This is a genomic window from Rossellomorea sp. ABR4_012, assembly GCF_056159545.1.
In genome coordinates this window covers 1-22,821 of the sequence record NZ_JBSWVK010000009.1, presented here as the reverse complement: position 1 = coordinate 22,821, position 22,821 = coordinate 1, and the positions used below count along the sequence as shown (strand labels likewise).

22 protein-coding genes and 1 riboswitch are annotated in these 22,821 nt (G+C 45.3%); of the genes, 3 read left to right on the top strand and 19 right to left on the bottom strand.

The annotated features are described in order from the left end of the window. Window positions 1-81: 81 nt before the first annotated feature. From pcrB to ACXAFV_RS22140, 4 genes are all read right to left on the bottom strand, one after another. Window positions 82-768, bottom strand: coding sequence for a heptaprenylglyceryl phosphate synthase (gene pcrB, locus ACXAFV_RS22155; protein WP_475129699.1), 687 nt, complete (start codon window positions 766-768; stop codon window positions 82-84). A gap of 736 nt (window positions 769-1,504) precedes the next feature. Further along, complete coding sequence (locus tag ACXAFV_RS22150) at window positions 1,505-1,807, bottom strand: YerC/YecD family TrpR-related protein (protein WP_446245096.1); 303 nt, start codon at window positions 1,805-1,807, stop codon at window positions 1,505-1,507. 21 nt (window positions 1,808-1,828) lie between these two features. Then, window positions 1,829-2,869, bottom strand: coding sequence for a DUF3048 domain-containing protein (locus ACXAFV_RS22145; RefSeq protein ID WP_475129697.1), 1,041 nt, complete (start codon window positions 2,867-2,869; stop codon window positions 1,829-1,831). Window positions 2,870-2,912: 43 nt separating this feature from the next. Then, window positions 2,913-4,652 carry an adenine deaminase C-terminal domain-containing protein gene (locus ACXAFV_RS22140; RefSeq protein ID WP_475129695.1) on the bottom strand — a complete coding sequence of 580 codons (1,740 nt, stop codon included), beginning with the start codon at window positions 4,650-4,652 and terminating at the stop codon, window positions 2,913-2,915. Window positions 4,653-4,875: 223 nt separating this feature from the next. On the opposite strand from ACXAFV_RS22140, the gene ACXAFV_RS22135 reads away from it, so the two are divergent. Both ACXAFV_RS22135 and ACXAFV_RS22130 read left to right on the top strand, forming a co-directional pair. Continuing rightward, on the top strand, window positions 4,876-5,367 hold the full coding sequence (locus tag ACXAFV_RS22135) for a YgaP family membrane protein (RefSeq protein WP_475129694.1): 492 nt from the start codon (window positions 4,876-4,878) through the stop codon (window positions 5,365-5,367). 86 nt (window positions 5,368-5,453) lie between these two features. Further along, window positions 5,454-5,567, top strand: coding sequence for an EYxxD motif small membrane protein (locus ACXAFV_RS22130; RefSeq protein ID WP_341985401.1), 114 nt, complete (start codon window positions 5,454-5,456; stop codon window positions 5,565-5,567). Here ACXAFV_RS22130 and purD read toward each other — a convergent pair. The 15 genes from purD to ACXAFV_RS22055 all read right to left on the bottom strand — a co-directional run bounded on the left by purD (window position 5,545) and on the right by ACXAFV_RS22055 (window position 21,518). Then, window positions 5,545-6,816, bottom strand: coding sequence for a phosphoribosylamine--glycine ligase (purD, locus tag ACXAFV_RS22125; protein WP_475129693.1), 1,272 nt, complete (start codon window positions 6,814-6,816; stop codon window positions 5,545-5,547). The two genes, ACXAFV_RS22130 and purD, sit on opposite strands and share 23 nt — an antisense overlap. A gap of 65 nt (window positions 6,817-6,881) precedes the next feature. Next, window positions 6,882-8,417 carry a bifunctional phosphoribosylaminoimidazolecarboxamide formyltransferase/IMP cyclohydrolase gene (gene purH / locus ACXAFV_RS22120; RefSeq protein WP_475129691.1) on the bottom strand — a complete coding sequence of 512 codons (1,536 nt, stop codon included), beginning with the start codon at window positions 8,415-8,417 and terminating at the stop codon, window positions 6,882-6,884. A gap of 104 nt (window positions 8,418-8,521) precedes the next feature. Continuing rightward, window positions 8,522-9,097 (bottom strand): phosphoribosylglycinamide formyltransferase, encoded by a 576-nt coding sequence (purN, locus tag ACXAFV_RS22115; RefSeq protein ID WP_475129689.1) that lies wholly within the window; start codon window positions 9,095-9,097, stop codon window positions 8,522-8,524. 13 nt (window positions 9,098-9,110) lie between these two features. Beyond that, on the bottom strand, window positions 9,111-10,151 hold the full coding sequence (purM, locus tag ACXAFV_RS22110; RefSeq protein ID WP_475129687.1) for a phosphoribosylformylglycinamidine cyclo-ligase: 1,041 nt from the start codon (window positions 10,149-10,151) through the stop codon (window positions 9,111-9,113). 12 nt (window positions 10,152-10,163) lie between these two features. Continuing rightward, a complete protein-coding gene (gene purF / locus ACXAFV_RS22105; protein WP_475129685.1) occupies window positions 10,164-11,585 on the bottom strand; it encodes an amidophosphoribosyltransferase in 1,422 nt (473 codons plus the stop codon). Further along, window positions 11,561-13,795 (bottom strand): phosphoribosylformylglycinamidine synthase subunit PurL, encoded by a 2,235-nt coding sequence (purL, locus tag ACXAFV_RS22100; protein ID WP_475129684.1) that lies wholly within the window; start codon window positions 13,793-13,795, stop codon window positions 11,561-11,563. Before purL ends, purF begins: the two co-directional genes overlap by 25 nt. After that, window positions 13,779-14,465, bottom strand: a complete 687-nt coding sequence (purQ, locus tag ACXAFV_RS22095; RefSeq protein WP_475129682.1) for a phosphoribosylformylglycinamidine synthase subunit PurQ — start codon at window positions 14,463-14,465, stop codon at window positions 13,779-13,781. The genes purL and purQ overlap by 17 nt, the downstream gene beginning before the upstream one ends. After that, a complete protein-coding gene (gene purS, locus ACXAFV_RS22090) occupies window positions 14,462-14,716 on the bottom strand; it encodes a phosphoribosylformylglycinamidine synthase subunit PurS (protein WP_475129681.1) in 255 nt (84 codons plus the stop codon). The genes purQ and purS overlap by 4 nt, the downstream gene beginning before the upstream one ends. Then, window positions 14,704-15,429, bottom strand: coding sequence for a phosphoribosylaminoimidazolesuccinocarboxamide synthase (gene purC, locus ACXAFV_RS22085; RefSeq protein WP_475129679.1), 726 nt, complete (start codon window positions 15,427-15,429; stop codon window positions 14,704-14,706). Before purC ends, purS begins: the two co-directional genes overlap by 13 nt. A gap of 110 nt (window positions 15,430-15,539) precedes the next feature. Continuing rightward, a complete protein-coding gene (gene purB, locus ACXAFV_RS22080; RefSeq protein ID WP_475129677.1) occupies window positions 15,540-16,835 on the bottom strand; it encodes an adenylosuccinate lyase in 1,296 nt (431 codons plus the stop codon). Continuing rightward, window positions 16,832-17,992, bottom strand: a complete 1,161-nt coding sequence (gene purK, locus ACXAFV_RS22075; protein ID WP_475129675.1) for a 5-(carboxyamino)imidazole ribonucleotide synthase — start codon at window positions 17,990-17,992, stop codon at window positions 16,832-16,834. Before purK ends, purB begins: the two co-directional genes overlap by 4 nt. After that, window positions 17,979-18,458: a 5-(carboxyamino)imidazole ribonucleotide mutase gene (purE, locus tag ACXAFV_RS22070; RefSeq protein ID WP_475129674.1), complete on the bottom strand. Its 480-nt coding sequence runs from the start codon at window positions 18,456-18,458 to the stop codon at window positions 17,979-17,981. Before purE ends, purK begins: the two co-directional genes overlap by 14 nt. Before the next feature lie 149 nt (window positions 18,459-18,607). Then, window positions 18,608-18,709, bottom strand: a riboswitch (purine riboswitch). An 87-nt stretch (window positions 18,710-18,796) separates the two neighbouring features. Beyond that, the gene (locus tag ACXAFV_RS22065; protein WP_475129671.1) at window positions 18,797-18,997 is read right to left on the bottom strand and encodes an NETI motif-containing protein; all 201 of its coding nucleotides are present in this window, start codon (window positions 18,995-18,997) and stop codon (window positions 18,797-18,799) included. Further along, the gene (locus ACXAFV_RS22060; RefSeq protein WP_475129743.1) at window positions 18,994-19,524 is read right to left on the bottom strand and encodes a DUF2179 domain-containing protein; all 531 of its coding nucleotides are present in this window, start codon (window positions 19,522-19,524) and stop codon (window positions 18,994-18,996) included. Before ACXAFV_RS22060 ends, ACXAFV_RS22065 begins: the two co-directional genes overlap by 4 nt. A 482-nt stretch (window positions 19,525-20,006) precedes the next feature. Then, the gene (locus ACXAFV_RS22055; RefSeq protein ID WP_475129669.1) at window positions 20,007-21,518 is read right to left on the bottom strand and encodes a DHA2 family efflux MFS transporter permease subunit; all 1,512 of its coding nucleotides are present in this window, start codon (window positions 21,516-21,518) and stop codon (window positions 20,007-20,009) included. A gap of 159 nt (window positions 21,519-21,677) precedes the next feature. Here ACXAFV_RS22055 and ACXAFV_RS22050 point away from each other — a divergent pair, with 159 nt between their 5' ends. Then, window positions 21,678-22,550, top strand: a complete 873-nt coding sequence (locus tag ACXAFV_RS22050) for a TetR/AcrR family transcriptional regulator (protein ID WP_475129667.1) — start codon at window positions 21,678-21,680, stop codon at window positions 22,548-22,550. Window positions 22,551-22,821: the final 271 nt, after the last annotated feature.

The following is a 22,821-nucleotide window of genomic DNA, read 5'->3' as shown; positions in this document are numbered from 1 at the left end:
CTCACCACCATAACGAACATACGTTCTATATTTGTTGTCTTTTATTATATCTCAAGGAGGATGGAACCTCCAGCAGTAATCTTATCCTTTGACGGCTTTGACCGTTTTTAACGCTTCTTTCAAATCTTCATATACAACATTTCCAACGACGATTACGTCTGATACATCGGCCATTTCCTTCGCCTGCTCAGGTGTTTTGATGCCGCCGCCATAGAATAGAGTCGTATTCTCAAGTGAATCTTTGACTTCCTTCACTGTTTCAACATCCCCATATGTACCACTGTACTCCAAATAAAAAATCGGGAGGTTAAACATTTTCTCCGCCATCATGGCGTACGCAGCGACATCCTCGCTCGTCAGATCCGTATTCGCTTCCGTCACCTTCGCCGCTTTACAATCTTTGTTCAATATACAATACCCTTCAACAAGGATTTCATCCCAATTCATGATTTCCCCATATTCCTTTACCGCCTGATGGTGAAGACCCGTGACCCAGTCAGTATTGGAGCTGTTCAGCACCATCGGAATAAAATACAAATCAAATCCTGGAGTAATCGACTCCAAATTTGAAACCTCCAGAATACAAGGAACTGTATAGCGTCTTACCCGCGCCATTAAATCAAGGACCTTTTCGAGGGTTACACCGTCCGTTCCCCCTACAATGATTGCATCCGTTCCTGATTCACATACAGCTTCGAGCTCTTCATCATCTATGTGTTTATTGGGATCCAGCTTGAACACATGGCTCCACTTTTGGACATCATACATTGATCGTTCCTCCATTCATACATCCATCTAACGTATTATATCATGTGCAGAAGGGAGTCGCATTACCTCGTCTTTTGTTAAAAATTGAAATTAGGCGGGTTTGGTGGACGTTTATTAGCAGGCGCTGGGGATGAGGGTTTGCTGGGCCGCTTCTTTAGAATGATTCTTATAAGATCATAAAATCTGGATTAGGATCATAAATTTCAAATTGGGATCATAAATCGTGATTTAGGATCATATATTCACGGATTGGATCATAAATCCTGAAAATGGATCATATATTCACGGATTGGATCATAAATCCTGAAATTGGATCATATATTCACGGATTGGATCATAAATCCTGAAATTGGATCATATATTCACGGATTGGATCATAAATCCTGAAATTGGATCATATATTCACGGATTGGATCATAAATCCTGAAAATGGATCATAAATCCTGAAACAGGATCATAAATCTCCTTACCAGCATCATTGCTTGTTCCTACAGCCACTAAAATTGGTAAAATCGTACCCCGAATCCACCTCCAGAGCTCCCTTTTCTCACCAAAACCATCAAAAACTTTTAAATCTAATGCACAAACCGCACATTCCACCATCAATTTCAATCAAATCAAAATAAAAACCGCTTTCCCCGCAGCCTCAATCGAATCAAATATCCACCGCTATCCCTTCAGCCTCAATCCCAAATCAAAATAAAAACCGCTATCCCTAAAGATAACGGTTCACCTATTATTTTTCCTCTTTATCATGTACACGGTCAAGAACAAGCTGGTACGCATCGTTGCCGTAGTTCAAGCAGCGTTTAACACGGGAGATCGTTGCGGTACTTGCTCCCGTTTCGGTCTCGATCTTATGATACGTCTTGCCTTCCTGAAGCATGCGGGCCACTTCAAGTCTTTGGGCAAGGGACTGAATTTCATTGATCGTACACAAATCGTCAAAGAAACGATAACATTCTTCCATATCCTGCAGAGAAAGAATGGCGTTAAATAGCTGATCCAGTTCTTTCCCTCTTAGTTTGTTTATTTGCATAAATAGTCTCCTTTTCCTTCTCTATTCTTGATACGAGACAGATCCTGATAACCCGGGAGAGCTTGGTATGATGTTGATCCAGGTAGCCCCTTTTCCCAGCGGGATCTGCTTGCCGTTTTCATACGGAAGAATCCTTCCATCTACGTTCTGCCATTGAACTTCTCGGAGTTTTCCATCCTGTATAAGATAAGCGCTGCCGCCTGATTGTAAGTCGATATCACGTCTGCCGGCACTGTCAATGATTCTATGAGGCGTTTCGGCAATCAGGATGTTCTCAAGCAGCACGGGATCTTCGGTTTCGTAATCTTTCGTCTGTTCTCCGTTCGAGTAACGTTCATATTTGCCTTCGTCCTGATTGTATTCATAGACGACATCAAACAGCGGGTTATTAAAGTAAGAAATCATGATTGAATTTGCTTTTTCTCCAGTCATTGATTCTTCTTTTGATAAAAAGCTTAACGATTGCGGGGGAGTATCCGTATAGAAATCATTCTCTTTTGCCCCTTTTTGGATATTTTCATAAGAAATATATGAATTATGAGGAGCCTTCCGGAAATCCGCCCGCTTGAATAGCGTCCCATCGTACCTGATGCCATTCAGGTGATCGATTTCCCCGCTGTCAAGTTTCTCTTTTGCGTCGGGACTGTAACCGTGGGCGATATAAAGGCTGTCGTAGCCTTTTGCGAGGTCGATATAGTAATCTCTCGCACTCCGGACCGGACCGATTTTTTCAGGCTGCCTGCTTTGATAGATGGCAAGGAACCTTGTCACATCTCCTTCTGCCAGCACTTCATATACAATATCCGCTTTGGAAAGACCAGATTGAGGTCTTGCTTTCGGGTGATTATTCACCATGACTGCGACCGAACGAGCGGTCGCTTCTTCTTTCATTTCTTCACCAGTAAGAGGTGACTGAAACTTCATCACATTCTCGACATTTTCATTAGCCACTGGCGAAGCATTTTCTTCCTTCACAGGTTTTTTCCCTGCTTCTTCTTTATCTGAACTGCATGCTGCAAGGGTCAGTGCACTTAACAAAATAATAAGTGGCTTTTTAAGCATAAAATCGTAACACCCCTAAATGTTGTCTCTATACTTTCATATTTTAACGCATTATCGTTGGAAAGAGTACCGTTTTCTTCATTACATCATAGATTCCTTTTTGTGTCACCCTTATATAAGGCAAGTGAGTCGATTGCAAAAAGAGCAGTGTGTAAATGGGATCGGCAAATTTATACCCTCGTTCCGACAGCAATGCTTTCATGATTTTCTCTTCTTCAATCAGTTCCGGCATTTCTTTTTTCGAAAGAAGACCGCTGAGCGGGAGCGGAATTTCATGCAGTACTTCACCATTTTCAGTGAGGACGATGCCTCCGCCAATTTCTTTCATTCGATTAAAAGCAGCAATCATATCCGATTTGCTTTTTCCTATCAAGATGATATCCCCCGTATTGGAGTAGGATGATGCAAATCCCTTCACCCCGTTCGAGAAGCCTTTCAGCAGTGTACTGATTCTCCACTTCCCGTTTCGGTCCAGGAGCATCAGGAAAGACTCGTCATGGTCTGAAGGAAGCTCATCAGTGGCAGGATTGATGTTGATTGAATATGGCTTGGTAATCACATCGTTTACCATTTCGATTCCAAATGGCATGGAAAACTGGAGATCGTCATTCGTGACATTCCAGTCCAGCGAAAGGGGGCTGAAGCCATGCTCCTCCCAATGAATCGTCTCATCATGGTTAACAGGCTGATTGTCTCTCAACACCCATTTTCCTTTTGACAGCACCGATAAAGGTGTCGGATCCCTTTTACTCTTAAGGAAATTGATATTGGCGACTCTCCCGGTGGCAATCATTCCGTGCAGGTGTGTAAGGTTATAATAATTTGCGACATTGTAACTGGCCATATTGTATGCTTCTATCGGTGAAATGCCTTTATCGATGATCATTTTTATCAGTACGTTCAGGACACCATCTTCATGAAAAGCAGGTGTGGAACCATCGGTTGTCAGAAGGATGGAATCATAATTCTCGATCCCCTTTTCTTGAAGACCTTCCAGAAGGACTGGCAGATCCGGCCGGATGGATGAATGGCGAAGCGTCACCGTCAAGCCTTGAATGAGCCTCTTGTAAACATCTTCCCCTGTCATCGATTCATGATCGCCGTCGATTCCAAGCAGTCCGAGTTTCGCGATCGTCTTATCTGAAGCTCCCGGTAGATGTCCCTCAACGATTTTTCCCATTCTTTTGGCTTCCTGCATCCAATGAAGGATTAGATCGTCACCTTCAAGGAGACGCGGCCAGGCAGTCAATTCCCCTCCCTGTACAACCGCCTCATTTTCCAGCCACGACTTCACCTCTCCGTTTGAGAAAGTAGTGTCTTCCTCTACCATTTCGGTTTGTGAATCAAATCGCGTCCACCAGTACATCGAATACGGCAGCTTATTAAACTCCCCCAATAAAGAAAACGCTTTCTTTTTTTCCAATTGCAAAAACATCATAAGGTTATCATTCACAAATGTAGTTGTACCTGTTTGGGATGCATATTTGGAAAAAGATTGGGGATTATAAAGCTGAAACGGATGCACATGTGGTTCTATATATCCGGGGACAAGGTATTGTGATGAACAATCTACAATTTCACATTCCCCCATGAGATCCGGGAGCCGGTCACCAGTGTAAACGATACGGTCTTCGTACACCCAGATATGACCCTGCACCCATTTTTTCAATGTTGAATGCAGATATGTTGCATTTTTCAAAAGGATGGTTGGAGATCGCTCTCCGTCGAGAACCTGTACGTGTTCCCGCAGTTGTTTATTCTTCCATCTGTAGCGCTGTTCCAAGGCGAACACTCCTCTGGTGGAATGGTATTGTCTGTTTTATTTAAAGTCTTTCTTTACAATGTAAGTTGATTGAGAAAACCTTTGAAAACGCCCGTAACACTCACTTAAATGAGTTTTTCTCCCATGAAGAAAGGGCTTTCATTTATGTTAACATATTTTGTCTTTTAACGCATTAAAGGTTTACAACAATTATGTGAATTTTCTATTAAGGAGGAGTTTACAAATGAAAGTATCATCAAACATCGGGATCATCAATGCTTTATTCCGCATTACAGTGGGCTTCACGATTCTGGCATGGGCTACATCCAAGCTTGTTAAACGACCATGGAGAGATTCGTACCTGGTAATGGCGATGATCGGAGCCATGAAAGTGGGAGAAGGAATCCTGCGGTACTGCCCAGTTACCGATCTTTTGGAAAAGAGCGGCGACAGCGATGGGGACAAGAAATCAAAAGGTCTAGGAAGCTTTAAAGCAATGGACATGTTCAATGTGAAAGACATGCTGAAATCAGACAAAAAGAAAAACGAACACGGGAATTTCGGCAGCACCGAAACCAATAAAAACAAAACTGAATCAACCGCGACAAAAAAAGACGCCGACTTCAACCCGGAAGAACTCACCAATAAAGAGGTCCAGGAAGCACTGAACGGCGACCTTGGTACATCATCCAGCAAAACAAGCAGCTTCGATAACCAGGGATTCACTCAAATCTAATCAGGGAGGGACGCCCTTTAACCCGCTAAAGGCCCGTCCCTCGTCACATTAACGTGGTAAATTATCATGAAAAGGAGATGCGTGTTATGTTTTGGGAGTATTTGACCGATATGTCTTACGTTTTGTTTTCACTGATCGGCGGAATCATCGCGATTGCTTATGTGTTTATCCGCAGAACTAGGAAGAGACGTGTTCGATAGCCTTCTTCCCAATATCCTTTCTGTAAAAGAGACCGTTGCACTCAAGAGTGTTTAATTCTTCATAAACAGAATGATAGGCTGTTTCCACTGTGCCAGCTTCTACAGCTATCAACAGAACTCTGCCTCCGTCTGTAACCAGTTCCCCTTCTTCATTGCGGGCTGTTCCGGCATGATAAATGAGTGTATCCTGCTTAAGATGTTGTAAATCAGGCAGGTTCACGCCTTTTTTATATCCATCAGGATATCCGTCTGAAGCAAGGACCACTCCAAGAACCGCTTCATCCTTCCATTCCAGGTTGACCTCCTGGCCATCCAGGAGATCTCTGATGATCAGTCCCAAATCGGATTTCAATCTCGGCAGAACGACCTGAGTTTCCGGATCGCCAAAGCGCGCATTGAATTCAATCACCTTCGGACCATCGGCTGTCAGCATGAGCCCCGCATACAAAATACCCGTAAACGAACGATTTTCCTTCACCATCGCTATTGCTGTCGGCAAAAGAACAGTCGATACTGCTTCTTTCACGATTTCATCTGAAATATGAGGCACCGGTGAATAGGCACCCATTCCACCTGTGTTCGGACCCTGATCTCCATCGAATGCACGCTTATGATCCTGAGCGATGACCATTGGATACACATCCTCACCTTGTACAAATGCCATCAGGGAAAATTCTTCTCCGACCAGACATTCTTCGATGACCACCTTTACAGAAGCGTCCCCGAATTTTTTATCAAGGAGCATTTCTTCCAGCGCCTGCAGTGCCTCTTCTTCCGTCTGCGCCACAACCACGCCTTTTCCTGCAGCCAGTCCGTCTGCTTTGATGACGATCGGGGCCCCTGCTTTTTTGATATAAGCCGAAGCCGCTTCGATGTCTGTGAACACTTCATATTCAGCAGTCGGAATGTCGTATTTCTTCATTAGTTCCTTAGAAAAGGATTTGCTGCCTTCAATGATGGCTGCGTCCTTTGAAGGTCCAAATATCTTTAACCCTTGGGCTTGAAACTCATCTACGATCCCCTCAAGCAATGGGTTTTCAGGTCCGACAAACGTATAATCGATTTCCTTCTCTTTCACGAGGGAAATCAGCGCTTCACTGTCTGTTTCATTTATAGCGATCAGCTCAGCGATCTCCGCCATCCCTGGATTACCTGGTGCACAGTAAACATTTGATACACTTTCGCTCTCAGACAGCTTCCGGACGATGGCGTGTTCACGGCCGCCGCGCCCAATTACAAGTACCTTCATTAGAAAAAGCCCCCTTATAAAAAATCCCCTCCTTTTTTACAAACGAGGAGGGGCAGATGAATATCTTAATGCTTGAAATGACGAACCCCTGTAAACACCATCGTAATACCATATTCATCCGCTTTTTTGATCGAATCTTCATCACGGATCGATCCGCCCGGCTGGATGATGGCTGTGACGCCGGCTTTGGCTGCCGCTTCCACGGTGTCATCCATCGGGAAGAAAGCGTCTGAAGCCATGCTGGATCCAACTGCTCTTTCTCCCGCCTGCTCTATAGCAATCTTGGCTGCACCGACGCGGTTCATCTGTCCTGCTCCCACCCCGACGGTCATCTGGGCATCGGTCAGCACGATCGCATTGGATTTCACATGCTTAACGACCTTCCAGCCAAGTTCCATGCTAGCCCACTCTTCAGCTGTAGGCTCTCGCTTGGTGACGACTCTTACATCTGCATCCTCAAGCGTGAAGGTATCATCCGATTGTACGAGAAGACCGCCTTCTACAGTGGTGATTTTCTCCTCAAGTTTGTTAGTGGATTCGAATGGCACCGTCAATAAACGGATGTTCTTTTTACTTGAGAGAATCTCGAACGCTTCATCGCTGAATGATGGAGCAATGACGATCTCCAGGAAGATTTCATGAAGCTGTTTAGCCGTTTCTTCGTCAACCACGCGGTTCAATGCAATGATGCCGCCAAAGATTGATGTCGAGTCCGCTTCGTAGGCTTTCGAGAATGCTTCATGAATGGTTTCACCCACACCGACTCCGCACGGGTTCATATGCTTGACAGCAACTGCTGCGGGCTCGGTGAATTCCTTTACGATCTGCAGGGCTGCATTTGCATCATTGATATTATTGTAGGAAAGCTCTTTCCCATGCAGCTGCCTTGCCATCGCAACTGAAAATTCAGATCCCAGCGGCGCCCGATAAAAGGAAGCCTTTTGGTGAGGGTTCTCCCCATAACGCAAGCTTTGTTTCAGTTCAAAAGTCAGCGTCAGGCGCTCTGGATTCTCTTCACCGGACGCTTCTGTCATGTAGCCCGCGATATGCGCGTCATACGCTGCTGTATGGCGGAACACTTTCGCAGCAAGCTTCCGGCGGTTTTCATGGGATACCTCTCCGTTCAGCTTCAATTCTGCAATGACTTGATCGTAGTCCAGTGCATCGACAACAACGGTCACATACGCGTGATTCTTGGCTGCTGCACGAAGCATCGTAGGTCCGCCGATATCAATGTTCTCAATCGCTTCATCAACGCTCACGTTCGGCTTGGCGATTGTTTGCTGAAAAGGATACAGATTCACGCAGACAAGATCGATACCTTCAATCCCTTGTTCTTCAAGCTGCTGGCGGTGAGATTCTTCTCCCCGTTTCGCAAGCAGTCCACCATGAATGGATGGGTGAAGCGTCTTTACACGGCCTTCGAGGATCTCCGGAAAGCCTGTCACGTCCTCCACTCCGATGACCTCGACATCATTTTCAAGGAGAAGCTTTTTGGTTCCCCCTGTAGAAATGATTTCGTACCCTAATTGTTTTAACTCTTGTGCGAATTCCACGATTCCACTTTTATCTGAAACACTGATTAACGCTCTTTTTTTCATATGGCTCCTCCTCTGACTAGTCACTGTTTATCTACCTTTTTCAAAGCCCGTCCCTCACCACTTTACCACACTACCATGATAAAGCAATATCATTTATTTATCGATCAGTAGCCTGTGGTGAGGAAAAGGTGGTTCAAGGTGGTCGGGTATAGATAGTGTTCGACATGCTGAATTTTTTCCTGGAGTGACTGCCGCGTTTCCCCTGTTGAGATGCGGACAATTTCCTGAGCGATGATTTCCCCTGTGTCCATCCCTGCGTCCACATAATGAACGGTCACCCCTGAGATTTTCACTCCGGCTTCAAGTGCCTGGCCAATCGCATCTTTGCCCGGAAAAGCAGGCAAAAGAGACGGATGGATATTCACGATTCTTCCCCCGTAGCTTTCAAGGAGTGTAGGGCCGATCAGTCTCATATAGCCTGCCAGCACAATAAAATCCACGCCTGCAAGTTCGAGCTGATGCAGAATTTCACGTTCGAATGCTTGTTTGTTTTCATAGTCTTTTGCCCGGAATACGAAAGCAGGGATGCCTGCCGACTGCGCCCTGTGGATGACAAAGGCGCCAGGCTGGTCACACACCAAAAGCTTGATATTGGCCTTCAGCGTACCCGCTTGAACAGCATCTACTAATGCTTGAAAGTTACTTCCGCTTCCTGAAGCAAAAATGGCAATCTGTCTCATGACTAAGCCTCCATTACTGACTCGGTTTTTGTACGAATTGTACTCCTTCACCTTTAGAAACCTTACCGATGATGCAGGCTGCTTCTCCCTGTTCTTTTAGGAATCCAACAATATTTTCGGCGTCACTCTCGTCCACTGCAAGCACAAAGCCGACCCCCATATTGAAGATATTGTACATTTCTTCATGAGGAATCCTGCCGTACTGCTTCAGTGCAGTAAATATATCCGGCATTTCCCAGCTGCCCTCCTGGATAACAGCTCCAAGTCCATCAGGCATCATCCGGGGAATGTTCTCAATGAATCCCCCTCCGGTTATATGCGACATTCCATTGATACGATACTGCTTCAGAACAGCCAGCACAGGTTTCACATAAATCCTGGTCGGTGTAAGTAAAGCTTCCTTTAGTGTGGTTTTTAATTCCGGTAAGGATTCTTCCAAAGCGAAAGAATGATCTTCAAAAAAGATCTTTCGTACTAAAGAGTATCCATTACTGTGTATACCACTCGAACCCAGTCCGATTAACATATTTCCTTCAGAAATGTTCTCCCCTGTTACGATTTCTTTCTTTTCACAGGCACCCACTGCAAAACCGGCGATATCATATTCTTCATCTGTATACATCCCCGGCATCTCGGCTGTTTCGCCGCCGATGAGCGCGCAGCCTGCCATTTCACATCCGTCCGCAATACCTTTTACAATACCTTCTATCTTTGCCGGATGAGCCTTTCCGGTCGCTATATAATCTAAGAAATAAAGCGGCTCTGCTCCTTGTACGACGATATCATTCACGCACATCGCTACACAGTCGATGCCGATCGTGTCGTGCTGGTCAGCCATGAACGCAAGCTTCAGCTTTGTACCGACTCCATCCGTCCCCGACACAAGCACCGGTTCCTTTAAACCAAGCTGTGATAAGTCAAACATACCTCCGAAGCTTCCCAGCTGCCCGAGTACGCCTTCGCGTGCCGTCCGTTTCACATGCTTCTTGATCCGTTCGACCGATTCATATCCTGCTTCTATATCCACGCCTGCCTGGCGATACGCATTTGCCATCTCGATCTCCCCCTATTTCACAAGCTCTTTTTCATGCGGATGAAGAGTATCCGGGTAGATTTCAGTCGGATACTTTCCGGTGAAGCACGCAAGGCACTGCCCGCGGTTCTCTGAAGAATCATCGCGCCCGATCGCTTTCAATACACCATCCGTACTAAGGAATGTCAGTGAATCCGCCCCGATGATTTTACGCATCTCTTCCACCGAATTAGAAGAGGCGATTAATTCTTCATGAGTCGACGTATCAATTCCGTAGAAACATGGATTTTTAATAGGAGGGGAACTGATGCAGACATGCACTTCCTTTGCTCCCGCTTCCTTCAGCATGCTGACGATCCGCTTGCTCGTCGTTCCGCGGACGATGGAATCATCCACCATCACAACGCGCTTTCCTTCGACTACCCCTCTTACAGGAGAAAGCTTCATCTTTACACCCTGTTCACGAAGGGACTGAGAAGGCTGGATAAATGTACGTCCAACATAGCGGTTCTTAATGAGTCCCATCTCATAAGGGATGCCCGATGCCTCGGCATAACCGATCGCACTTGAAATACTTGAGTCTGGCACCCCCGTAACAACATCCGCTTCTATCGGTGCTTCATACGCGAGTTCCATTCCCATCCGCTTACGGGCCGAATGAACGTTTATTCCCTGGATGTTGCTGTCAGGTCTTGAGAAATACACATATTCCATCGTGCACATTGCATTTCCATTTGAAAAACTGAACCGTTCAGAGGTGATTCCCTCATCATTGATGATCACAAGCTCTCCCGGTTCGATATCACGTACGAATTCTGCGCCCACGATATCAAAGGCACAGGTTTCGGATGCCACACAATACGCATCGCCTAGTTTTGCAAGAGATAACGGGCGAAGACCATGCGGATCCAGTGCCACCATCATCTCCGTTTCTGTCATGACAAGGAACGCATAGGCCCCTTTTAACATCGTCAGCGCATTCTTCACCCGATCCTTCAACCTGGAATATCCGCTTCTTTTTATCAAATGAGCCAGAACTTCCGTATCAGAAGTTGTTTGAAAAATACTCCCCTGACCTTCAAGCTGATGCTTCAAGGCGTTTGCATTGACCAGGTTCCCGTTATGCGCAAGTGCAAGCCCCCCGCTCTGCGAGTTAAAAAGGAGAGGCTGTACATTTTCATAGCCCCCTCCCCCAGCCGTCGCATAGCGTACGTGGCCGATGGCTCCGTACCCCGTAAGCTTCTCGATCGAACCTTCCTGAAACACTTCCGTTACGAGCCCTTCCCCTTTATGACCTCGCAGCGTGTCGCCATCTGACACAACAATCCCTGTTCCTTCCTGTCCGCGGTGCTGCAAGCTATGAAGGCCGTAGTACGTAATTTGTGCAGCGTTCGGGTGTCCCCATATCCCGAACACCCCGCACTCTTCGTTTAAACCTTTGATTTCAGCAAGCATGGAATCGCTCCTCTCCAGGCTGATTCAAGTTCCTCTACAGTCGCTTGTATAAGAATTTCCCCTTGGCGGGATGCGATGGTGATCTCCCCATCTTCTTTTACCGCTCCGACGATCTTCGCTTCCCCAACCAGCTTTTCGAATTCTTCCCGATGTTCAGGTTTCACAGAAATCAGGAATCGTGATTGCGTCTCACTGAATAACTCTGACACATGACAGTCTCCGTTAACAAAGATTTCAGCTCCCAATCCTTTTGTGCCGAACGTCGATTCCGCGAGAGCAACAGCAAGGCCGCCTTCTGCGATATCATGAGCCGAGGCAACCAATCCTTTTTGGATCGCTTCTAAGAGCTGCATTTGACGGCGAAGTTCTACTTTCAAATCAATGGCAGGTGCTTGGCCGAAGATTTTTCCTTCCGTCAGCTTCTGCAATTCACTTCCACCAAATTCCTGGCGTGTTTCCCCGATGATATAAATTAAATCTCCCGCTTCCTTGAAGCTTTGAGTCGTAATATGATCCAAGTCTTCCACCAGTCCTACCATCCCCACAACAGGAGTAGGGTAAACGGCTGTACCCATCGATTCGTTATAGAGTGATACGTTCCCGCCGATGACCGGTGTGGAAAGCTCGCGGCATGCTTCACTCATTCCGTCAACAGACTTCTCGATTTGCCAGAAGATTTCAGGCTTCTCCGGGTTACCAAAGTTTAAGCAGTCAGTGATCGCGAGTGGGATACCGCCTGAACAAACGATATTCCGGGCTGCTTCCGCAACTGCGATTTTCCCGCCAACTTCAGGATCCAAGTACAGATAGCGCGAATTACAATCCGTCGTCATGGCAAGTGCTTTTCTCGTCCCGCGCACACGGACAACCGCTGCATCCGATCCGGGGCTTACAACCGTACTTGTTCTAACCTGGTGGTCGTATTGGTCATAAACCCATTCTTTACTTGCGATCGTCGGCTGCTGCAATAAAGCGAGCACAGTATCTTTATAATCCGCTACTTGCGGCACCGGAGTTTCCATTGCTTGAAATTCCTTATAATAATCCGCTTCCTTAGACGGCTTATGGTAAACAGGCGCTTCCTCCGCAAGGGCATCGACCGGAACATCCGAAACCACTTCCCCCTTATGAAGAAGGCGAAGACGTTTGTCATCCGTCACCTTTCCGATCGAAACCGCTTCTAAGTCATACTTTGAAAATAGATCGACAATCTCCTGCTCGCGGCCTTTTTCAACAACGATCAACATACGCTCCTGTGATTCCGAGAGCATCATTTCATATGCCGTCATGCCTTTTTCACGCTGAGGTACAAGATCTAGATTCATTTCAATCCCAGAACCTGCTTTAGACGCCATCTCCGCAGACGAGCTGGTCAAACCGGCCGCCCCCATATCCTGAATCCCGACGAGCGCATCGTTTTGGACAAGCTCAAGACATGCTTCGAGTAGCAATTTTTCCATGAAAGGATCTCCAACCTGAACCGCAGGACGTTTCTCTTCAGACCCTTCGTTCAATTCTTCTGAAGCAAATGTTGCGCCATGGATTCCATCACGTCCGGTTTTAGCTCCCACATACATGACCGTATTGCCAACACCGTGCGCCTGTCCTTTTTTAATATCCTTATGATCGATCAACCCGACACACATCGCGTTGACGAGAGGGTTTCCTTCATACGAAGAATCGAATTGTACTTCCCCTCCGACAGTCGGAATGCCGATACAGTTACCATAGCCCGCTATTCCGGCCACTACTTCTTTAAATAGATACTGAACACGAGGAGAATCCAGCTCTCCAAAGCGTAAAGAGTTGAGGAGTGCAATAGGTCTCGCTCCCATCGAGAATACATCACGTATAATGCCCCCGACACCCGTCGCCGCTCCTTGATAAGGTTCAATCGCTGAAGGGTGATTATGACTTTCGATTTTGAAAACCACTGCCTGATCATCGCCAATATCAACAATCCCAGCTCCTTCTCCAGGTCCTTGAAGAACACGCTCGCCTGTTACCGGGAATTTCTTAAGGACAGGCTTGGAATTTTTATAGCTGCAGTGTTCTGACCACATGACCGAGAAAAGTCCGGTCTCCGTGTAGTTAGGTGTTCTTCCCAGGATGTTTTCCACCATTGAAAATTCTTCGTCTGTTAATCCCATTTCACGATAAAGCTGTTCTTCTTTCACCTTTGATGGGGTTGGTTCAAGCATTAACGACATGTTTTTCCCTCCAGTGTTTGACAATCGATTGAAAGAGTTTCTTCCCGTCTTCACTACCTAATAAAGTGTCCATCGCACGTTCCGGGTGAGGCATCATGCCAAGGACATTCCCGCGCTCATTTGTGATTCCCGCGATATCGGCCACGCTTCCGTTCGGATTTCCACCGCTGTAGGTGAATACGATTTGGTTGTTCTCCTGAAGTCCTGCAAGCGTCTCTTCATCACAGAAGTAATTCCCTTCTCCGTGAGCGATCGGGATTTGGATTTCCGCTCCCTTTACATAGCTGCTTGTAAACATCGTTTCATTGTTCTCAACCGTTAAAGGAACTGTCTTACAGATGAACTTCAAGCTGTCATTCCGGCGCATCGCCCCTGGCAATAGACCCGTTTCCAGCAGAATCTGGAATCCGTTGCACACGCCTAATACAGGCTTGCCTTCTTCTGCCGCTTTCACGACTTCCTTCATGACGTTTGAAAAGCGTGCAATCGCTCCTGAACGGAGGTAATCCCCGTAAGAGAATCCGCCAGGCAGCAGAACGGCATCATAGTCCTCCAGAGAAAGGTCATCATGCCAAACGTAGTCTACTTCTTCTCCGATTTCATCCTTGATTGCATGGTACATATCAATGTCACAGTTGGAACCAGGAAATACAATCACCGCAAATCTCATTGAGTCACACTCTCCTCGATCTCATATCGATAATCCTCGATCACAGGGTTTGCTAGTAAACGGTGGCACATTTCTTCAACAGCGGCTTCGACATTCTCGACCGTTGAAGGAAGAGTAAGCTCCATATACTTCCCGACACGCACATCTTCCACGGATTTGAACTCCATTGAATGAAGGGCCTGTTTAACAGCACTTCCCTGCGGATCCAATACACTTTCTCTTAACGTGATGTAAATTTTTACTTTGTACATAGACTATTTCCCCCTAAGCGTTCTAAAATGATTGAGTATACTTCTGTTAAACTGCCTAAATCTCTTCTGAAAACATCTTTATCCAGCTTTTGCTTCGTATTCCAATCCCAAAGGCGGCATGTATCCGGCGAAATTTCATCTCCCAGCAGTATGTTTCCGCTGTGGTCTTTTCCGAATTCCAGCTTGAAATCTACTAAAAGCACACCCGCTTCTTTAAAAATCTCTTGAAGAACTCCATTTACTTTCAGGGACATCTCTCTTAATACAGTGCGTTCTTCCTTTGAAGCAATCTCCAGATAATCAATATGGTCATCCGTAATCAGCGGATCGCCCAAGTCATCATTTTTATAATAAAATTCGATGATCGGCTTCGGCATCTCCGTCCCCTCTTCAATGCCAAGGCGCTTCGAAAGGCTTCCGGCGATCACATTCCGTACGACCACCTCAAGCGGGATGATGTCCACCCGTTTGACCAGCTGTTCGTGATCTGATAATTCCTTAACAAAATGACTGTCGATTCCTTTTTCGGCAAGCTTTGAAAATAGCAGACTCGAAATCTTATTATTTAAAACCCCTTTGCCGTCGATATCCGCTTTCTTCTCCCCGTTAAAAGCAGTGGCGGAATTCTTGTACTGAATCCAAACGACCTCTTCATCACTCGTGGAATAAATCTGCTTCGCTTTTCCTTCATATAAAAGAGTCCCTTTTTCCATCTGAAATCCCCCTGTTATGTCAATATTGGCAATCTTCAGTCTATATCTGGATAAAAAAAGGGAGGGATCCTTTTAAAAACCCCTGCCCTATGTACTTGTCTAAGTACTTATTACTCCAGTCCGCAGCGTTCAAAGATGGTATCGACATGCTTCAGATGATAGTTATAATCGAAGCAGTCATCAATGTCCGCTGGAGAAAGTTTGGATGTAATCGTGCTGTCTTCCTCGATCAGCGAGCGGAATGCTACCTGCTTCTCCCATGCTTCCATCGCTTTCGGCTGAACTGTGTCATACGCTTCCTCACGAGTCATGCCTTTATCGATCAGGGCAAGAAGAACGCGCTGCGAGTAAATCAACCCAAGCGTGCGATCCATGTTGCGCTGCATATTCTCAGGGAACACCGTCAAGTTCTTAACGATATTTCCAAATCGATTAAGCATGTAGTTAAGAGCAATTGTCGCATCCGGTAAAATGACACGTTCAGCAGAAGAATGTGAGATATCACGCTCATGCCATAACGGAACATTTTCATAAGCGGTCATCATGTACCCTCTGATCACGCGTGCCATCCCCGTCATATTCTCTGAACCGATCGGGTTGCGCTTATGCGGCATGGCCGATGAACCCTTTTGGCCTTTTGCGAAAAACTCTTCCACTTCACGTGTTTCACTCTTTTGAAGGCCGCGCACCTCAACTGCAAACTTCTCAATCGATGTTGCAATCAAAGCAAGTGTACCCATGTAGTGAGCGTGGCGGTCACGCTGCAGCGTTTGAGTGGAAACTGGTGCCGGTTTGATGCCAAGCTTTTCACACACATACTTTTCAACGAATGGATCGATATTTGCATATGTTCCCACAGCACCGGAGATTTTACCGAATTCCACTCCGTCAGCGGCTGCTTTAAAACGCTCGACGTTACGCTTCATCTCTTCGTACCAAAGAGCAAGCTTCAAACCGAATGTCGTCGGCTCAGCGTGGACTCCATGCGTTCTTCCCATCATGACCGTATGTTTATGCTCGATCGCTTTGTTTTTCAAAATCTCCACGAATCGCTCAAGATCCTTCAGGATGATTTCATTCGCTTGCTTCAGTTGATAAGAAAGAGCAGTATCCACCACATCGGTTGAAGTCAATCCGTAATGAACCCATTTTCTTTCTTCTCCTAGTGTTTCAGAAACCGCTCTTGTAAAAGCCACTACATCATGGCGTGTTTCCTCTTCGATTTCTTTGATACGGTCCACATTGAAGCCTGCGTTTTCACGGATCTTCGCAACATCTTCTTTTGGGATATCGCCGATTTCAGCCCATGCTTCACATGCCAGTATCTCTACTTCAAGCCAGGCCTGAAACCTATTTTCCTCTGTCCAAATCGCTCCCATTTCCGGGCGTGTATAACGTTCAATCATTTCATTCGTCCTCCGATCTTTTCCTGCACCTTCCAAACCCCGGCATCGTTCACAGCCGCCAGCGTCTCCCCGACGTCATCTGTTAAAAGGGTGACATGGCCCATTTTCCTTTTTGGCTTTGGCACATCCTTGCCATACAGATGAACAAACCAGTCAGGGTGATTTGGAATAGCTTTCATTATAGGTTCTATATGTTCTCCTAATAGATTAACCATCACAGCGTTCTTTAATAATTCGGGTTGAACAAGCGGCCAGTTGCAAATCGCTTTGATATGCTGAGCGAACTGAGAGGAGTCGCACGCTTCGATTGAATAATGACCAGAATTATGTGGTCTCGGCGCCAGTTCATTGATGTAAATGGAGCCGTCTTCCGTCAGGAACATTTCAATGGCAAGCGTCCCGACCAGATCAAGCGTCTCGCTGATTTTCTCAGCCATATCAACCGCTTTACGTGAAATGTCTTCAGCGATGCGAGCAGGAGCAATCGTTTCATGCAGGATATTATCCACATGAATATTTTCCACTACCGGAAAATGAGTTTGCTGACCGTCAGGATTCCTGCTCACGATCACTGATAACTCTTTTTCAAAAGGGATCCATTTCTCAAGTACACAAGGTCCGCTATCTAAAAGAACTGCCGCCTCGCTTACTTCTTCCACTCTTCGGATCACGAATTGCCCTTTGCCGTCATATCCACCCCTTGATGTCTTTAAAACAGCTGGATAGCCAAGCTTTTCTATATTATCATAGATGTCTTCTTCCTGTTGAATAACTGCGTAAGGTGCCACTTCGACACCGGCCAATGTGAGTGCTTCCTTTTCTGTTATACGGTCCTGCGTGATGCGGATCAGTTCCGCACCCTGCGGCAGATAAGCCCTGCCTGACAGCCATTTCAAAGCGTCATAGTCGATGTTCTCGAATTCATAGGTAATCACATCCGATTCTTCTGCAAGGCGGTCCAACGCGTCATATTGATCGAATGGAGCGGTGATCACCAAGTCTGCAATCTGTGCACAAGGCGATGAAGGAGATGGGTCCAATACGGCAATCCTGAATCCGTTATGCTTTGCTGCGAGAGCCATCATCCGGCCTAGCTGGCCTCCGCCGATGATCCCGATTGTCTGTCCCGGTAAAATCGTTTTCTTAAACAAGGTCATCACTGCTTTCCAACACTTTTTCTCGTAAGGTATCCCGTCTATTTTCCAATGTTCCTGCCAATTCCTTATCCTCGACTGAGAGGATTTGCGCTGCAAGGAGTCCTGCATTTACAGCTCCCGCTTTTCCGATCGCAACCGTCGCTACCGGCACGCCTCCAGGCATCTGCACGATGGAAAGAAGCGAATCCATTCCATTCAGTGCCTTCGATTGGACCGGCACCCCGATGACAGGAAGTGTCGTTTTCGATGCCACCATTCCAGGGAGATGGGCTGCGCCTCCTGCTCCTGCAATGATTGCCTTTATTCCTCTATCTCTCGCAGATTCTGCGTATTCAAACATATAATCAGGTGTTCTATGAGCGGACACGACCCGCTTTTCATACGGGATCTCAAGCTCCTCCAGAATGTCACATGCATGCTTCATCGTTTCCCAATCTGATGTACTTCCCATAATAACCGCTATCATAATCGTGACAGACACCTCCACTCGTTTTTCCTCAAAAAAATACCCAGATCAATTGATCTCTGCATCATGAGAGAAAGCAATTGATCTGGGTATTTTAACCGTACAGAAAGAGCCCTTCCAGCCAGGGGCATTAAAGACGCTTCTGTATCCAGACAGTCACTTCCCCTCATAGTCCGGCTGTTTAAGGCAGCCAGGTAGAAACTTACGGGCCATATTCCCATTATTATATGAGGGTATTCGATTTATTTGTCTTCATCATACCGCTATTTCCCGGCACTGTCAACGAATAATCGAACGATTTTAAATGTCTGAAAATTAATGTTCGGATTTCACCAAAATCACTCTTCGATTTTCTTTCCTTCAAACACAATTGTCTGCCTTACAGGGACAAATTCTATTTTACCTCCGTCCTTCTGCTCTTCAAAAACAGGCTTCTCCATCCTTCTGACCGGCATATAACCTGCTTCTTTCATGCGGTCCAGACACTCACTGATCGTTTCCTTCTCCTGCACTTCAAATAATAGCTTCTTTTTACTCATACTTTGATTTTTCCTTTACGTATATTTCGAACGGTCTTCACCCAGAATCCGCCGTGGATTGTCTTCGGTTCATACGCGATGATAAACGCTTTAGGGTCAAGCTCTTTAATCGTCGCATACAGCTTCATTTCATATTTCCGCGGAGTCAGGATCTGCAGGGCCATTCGATTTCCTTCCAGACCGTTCGCTTCCCAGTTCGTCACGCCATATCCTTTCGAACGGAGCTGATCAGGAAGTGCCATATCATATTCCTTCGTTATGACATTAACCGTAATATACCCCAGCGCCAGCTTCTCTTCAATCTTCATGCCGACCACTACACCTATACCGTACCCGACCGCATACGCAATCAAGTTTTGTATTTCATTTAAGTTGTCCAGTACGAGACCAAGCCCGACGACATAAATGACCACCTCAAATGTACTCACGAATGCTGCAAAATAACGGTATCCCTTCAAGGTCAAAATCATCCGTATCGTAAAAAACGACACGTACACAATATTTATCACTAAAATGATCAAAACCATCATTACACTGTTCTCTAACAACTTGTCATTCCTCCTCTGCCACACATACCCAAATTAAGTATTAATTCTACTAAAAAAAAAGTAAAAGTTGAACCATCAAACGTAAAATAATCCTTGCGCTGCCAGTGACAATTTTTAGAAAAACGTCCCCATTAGTGTGTTTTTCCTATTTCCGCAGTGCCAAAACGTATTATTTCCCTATACTGAATGGATTTTCTCATCAAATTCTAATCTTACTCTAATAGCTTTCACTTTTTATACGGTTATCATTAGACTTGCTTATGAATAAAGATTTCACTCCTAAACATGAGGAAACGCCACTTACTTCATGTAAAAATCTTTATAAAATGAGGCTCATTCTAAATTTCTTTATTTTGGACAAAAGCTTAGCTGTAGCTTTTGTCTTTTTTTTTGACAAAAAGAGGTTCAACGACGTCTCTGATGAACTCATCAATGTCGTTGAACCTCTTTTTATTTGCTTATTAGACTGTTGCCGGTTTGGCTGCAGGTTTGTTTTGGCTTTCGATTTCATTGACTGCATCTTCACTTGTGTCGACGCGTTTAACAAAGAGTGCCAATATCAATGCAACTATATTGATTCCAAGTGCTACGTAGAATGAATATTGAATCCCTGCCAATAGTGATTGCTGTGTCAAAGCAGCAGTCGACGCTTCCGTGACGGTTGCCGGATCAACACCGCTCATCAGGCTTTCCGCCTCTGTTTTCGCGACGGTGTTCATGATGGTGATCAGGATCGCTGTACCAATCGACCCGGATACTTGCTGTGCTGTATTATTAACTGCCGTCCCATGTGGATTCAATCGATTAGGCAGTTGATTCAAACCATTCGTCATGATCGGCATCATGACCATGGACATCCCAAATAGACGTAATGTATAGATCAGGATAATATGTGTATAACTTGTATCGATCTGTAATTGTGCAAGCATATAAGTTGAAATCGCTGTAATGGCAAGACCGGTCAGAGATAACGCACGGGGACCGAATTTATCAAATAACTTCCCCGTAATAGGCGACATGATTCCCATAATGATCGCACCAGGCAGCATCATCAAGCCGGAATCCAGCGGTGAAATGCCGCGAACACTTTGAACATACGCAGGTGTTAAAATCATACCTGAGAACATGGCAACCGCATTGACTATTGCAATCACCGATGCAAGGGCAAACATTGGATACTTATACACCTGAAGATCCAATAACGGCTCATCAATCTTGAATTGGCGGATGATGAAAGCAGCTAATGCAATGCCCCCCGCAATCAGGGTCGTTAATACAATCGCATCCGTCCATCCATCAGAACTTGCCGTACTGCACCCATATAATAATCCTCCAAATCCGATACAGGAAAGAACAAGTGACAGCGTATCAAGAGATGCCTCTTTATTTTGGTCCATTACATTTCTGAATTTCCAAACGGCCAATAATAAACTCATGACAGCTAAAGGCAATATCATTTCAAATAACAATCGCCAATCGTGATGTTCTACAATGTAACCGGATAACGTAGGTCCTATCGCGGGGGCAGTGATCATAACCAAACCGAAGACACCCATCGCTGCTCCTCGTTTTTCACGAGGGAAGCTGACTAACATGACGTTCATCAGAAGCGGTCCCATGACAGAGGATCCTGCTGCCTGAACCATGCGGCCGGTAAGCAGCACACCAAAATTCGGCGCAAAAGCTGCCAATGCAGTACCCAATGTGAATATTGCCAGAGAAGTAATAACCAGATTACGATTCGAAAAACGTGTGATCAAAAATGCCGACGCTGGGATCAGCACCCCGCTCACAAGCATATAACCTGTAGCAAGCCATTGTACCGTTGAATAATCTGCTATTTCCAAATCCAACATGATCGATGGCAGTGCAACATTTAATAACGAGTTATTTAAAAATGCGACGAAAGCTCCAATGAAAAGAATCGCCAACATTAAATATGGCGGTTTTTTATTTTGAATTGCAGAGTCCATACCCTCATCCCTTTATGTTTAAATTATTTATTTTGTTACTCGAACTATTTTATACCCGTAGTTTAAATAAATCAACACTTTTATACCACCAGTATAAAAAGATTGTATTTCCAGTCCAAGAAAACTATACTACTCTATAGAGAGAGACTGGAGGACGGTATGAATAATCGAAAAAGGAAAGTAGCAGATATCGCATTATCATTGTTTATAGAAAAAGGTTTCCAACAGACTTCGATCCAGGAAATCATTGAAAAAGCAAACATTTCAAAAGGGACGTTCTATAACTATTTCTCTTCTAAAAACGATTGTATCGCAGATATATTAGAGTATCTGCGTTATGACGCAAGCCAGCAGAGGGTCGCGATGCAGATCGGAAAGGATGCTAAGGAGCGAAATGTCTTAGTCGAACAGATCACGATACTTATTAGATTGAACAAAGAACGAAATCTAAATGTCCTTTTCGAAGCCATCTTATCTTCAAATGAAGCCGATCTGAAGAAACTGGTGATGCAGCACAGGATGATAGAAATGGAATGGCTCTCCAACCGTTTTATCGAAGTCATGGGCGATGAAATCAGGGAAGTTGCATTTGAGGGTACTGTTTTGTTCTACGGGATGCTTCAATACTTATTGTTTACCATGAGGGTGACGAACAGCTCCTATCCTTTGGAGCGGCTGGTCGATGTAATCCTGTCCTATATCGAACTGATTATCCCTTATATGTTAAAGCATGACACATCGATGCTGAGCCATTCTGCAATAGACCTGCTGCAATCCAACATCGATAAACACACAGTAACAAAATCAGAAGTAATGGAACTCGCAGACTGGTTTCAAAAGCACTGTTCATTCAGTGAAGAGCAGCAGGACTTATTCGATGCCATCCTAAGCGAACTGCGGCGCGACCGCATCCGTAAAATTGTCCTTAAGCCGCTCTTAAAACCTTTTCAGCAGCTATTCAACGAGACTGAAAATGAATCACACGCCCACAAATTCACGAATATGGTATGGAATTTTTTGAAGTCGGTTTGACTATTTTTTAAAAATCGAATGCCGCCGGAAATGGTACTTTTTCGGCGGCATTTTTAATCCATTATTTTTTATTGGTGAGGCGTTCGGTTAAATGAGATAACGGGTTTTGAGATTTTGATAATATATTTTGATTTTTGATAATAAACATCTCGTTTTTGATAATATATCTGTTTTTTTGATAATAAGTACCCCGTTTTTGATAATATATCCAGTCCTAGCCCAGAATAAGGACCATTTCTACCGTGCTGCTGGCTATTTTATTGATAAAACA

Excerpts from the sequence above, each read along its gene's own strand:
- pcrB (WP_475129699.1), bottom strand. The coding sequence starts at position 768 with ATGTATGATGTCCAAAAGTGGAGCCATGTGTTCAAGCTGGATCCCAAT.
- ACXAFV_RS22150 (WP_446245096.1), bottom strand. The coding sequence starts at position 1,807 with ATGCAAATAAACAAACTAAGAGGGAAAGAACTGGATCAGCTATTTAAC.
- ACXAFV_RS22145 (WP_475129697.1), bottom strand. The coding sequence starts at position 2,869 with ATGCTTAAAAAGCCACTTATTATTTTGTTAAGTGCACTGACCCTTGCA.
- ACXAFV_RS22135 (WP_475129694.1), top strand. The coding sequence starts at position 4,876 with ATGAAAGTATCATCAAACATCGGGATCATCAATGCTTTATTCCGCATT.
- ACXAFV_RS22130 (WP_341985401.1), top strand. The coding sequence starts at position 5,454 with ATGTTTTGGGAGTATTTGACCGATATGTCTTACGTTTTGTTTTCACTG.
- purD (WP_475129693.1), bottom strand. The coding sequence starts at position 6,816 with ATGAAGGTACTTGTAATTGGGCGCGGCGGCCGTGAACACGCCATCGTC.
- purH (WP_475129691.1), bottom strand. The coding sequence starts at position 8,417 with ATGAAAAAAAGAGCGTTAATCAGTGTTTCAGATAAAAGTGGAATCGTG.
- purN (WP_475129689.1), bottom strand. The coding sequence starts at position 9,097 with ATGAGACAGATTGCCATTTTTGCTTCAGGAAGCGGAAGTAACTTTCAA.
- purM (WP_475129687.1), bottom strand. The coding sequence starts at position 10,151 with ATGGCAAATGCGTATCGCCAGGCAGGCGTGGATATAGAAGCAGGATAT.
- purF (WP_475129685.1), bottom strand. The coding sequence starts at position 11,585 with ATGCTTGCTGAAATCAAAGGTTTAAACGAAGAGTGCGGGGTGTTCGGG.
- purL (WP_475129684.1), bottom strand. The coding sequence starts at position 13,795 with ATGTCGTTAATGCTTGAACCAACCCCATCAAAGGTGAAAGAAGAACAG.
- purQ (WP_475129682.1), bottom strand. The coding sequence starts at position 14,465 with ATGAGATTTGCGGTGATTGTATTTCCTGGTTCCAACTGTGACATTGAT.
- purS (WP_475129681.1), bottom strand. The coding sequence starts at position 14,716 with ATGTACAAAGTAAAAATTTACATCACGTTAAGAGAAAGTGTATTGGAT.
- purC (WP_475129679.1), bottom strand. The coding sequence starts at position 15,429 with ATGGAAAAAGGGACTCTTTTATATGAAGGAAAAGCGAAGCAGATTTAT.
- purB (WP_475129677.1), bottom strand. The coding sequence starts at position 16,835 with ATGATTGAACGTTATACACGCCCGGAAATGGGAGCGATTTGGACAGAG.
- purK (WP_475129675.1), bottom strand. The coding sequence starts at position 17,992 with ATGACCTTGTTTAAGAAAACGATTTTACCGGGACAGACAATCGGGATC.
- purE (WP_475129674.1), bottom strand. The coding sequence starts at position 18,458 with ATGATAGCGGTTATTATGGGAAGTACATCAGATTGGGAAACGATGAAG.
- ACXAFV_RS22065 (WP_475129671.1), bottom strand. The coding sequence starts at position 18,997 with ATGAGTAAAAAGAAGCTATTATTTGAAGTGCAGGAGAAGGAAACGATC.
- ACXAFV_RS22060 (WP_475129743.1), bottom strand. The coding sequence starts at position 19,524 with ATGGTTTTGATCATTTTAGTGATAAATATTGTGTACGTGTCGTTTTTT.
- ACXAFV_RS22055 (WP_475129669.1), bottom strand. The coding sequence starts at position 21,518 with ATGGACTCTGCAATTCAAAATAAAAAACCGCCATATTTAATGTTGGCG.
- ACXAFV_RS22050 (WP_475129667.1), top strand. The coding sequence starts at position 21,678 with ATGAATAATCGAAAAAGGAAAGTAGCAGATATCGCATTATCATTGTTT.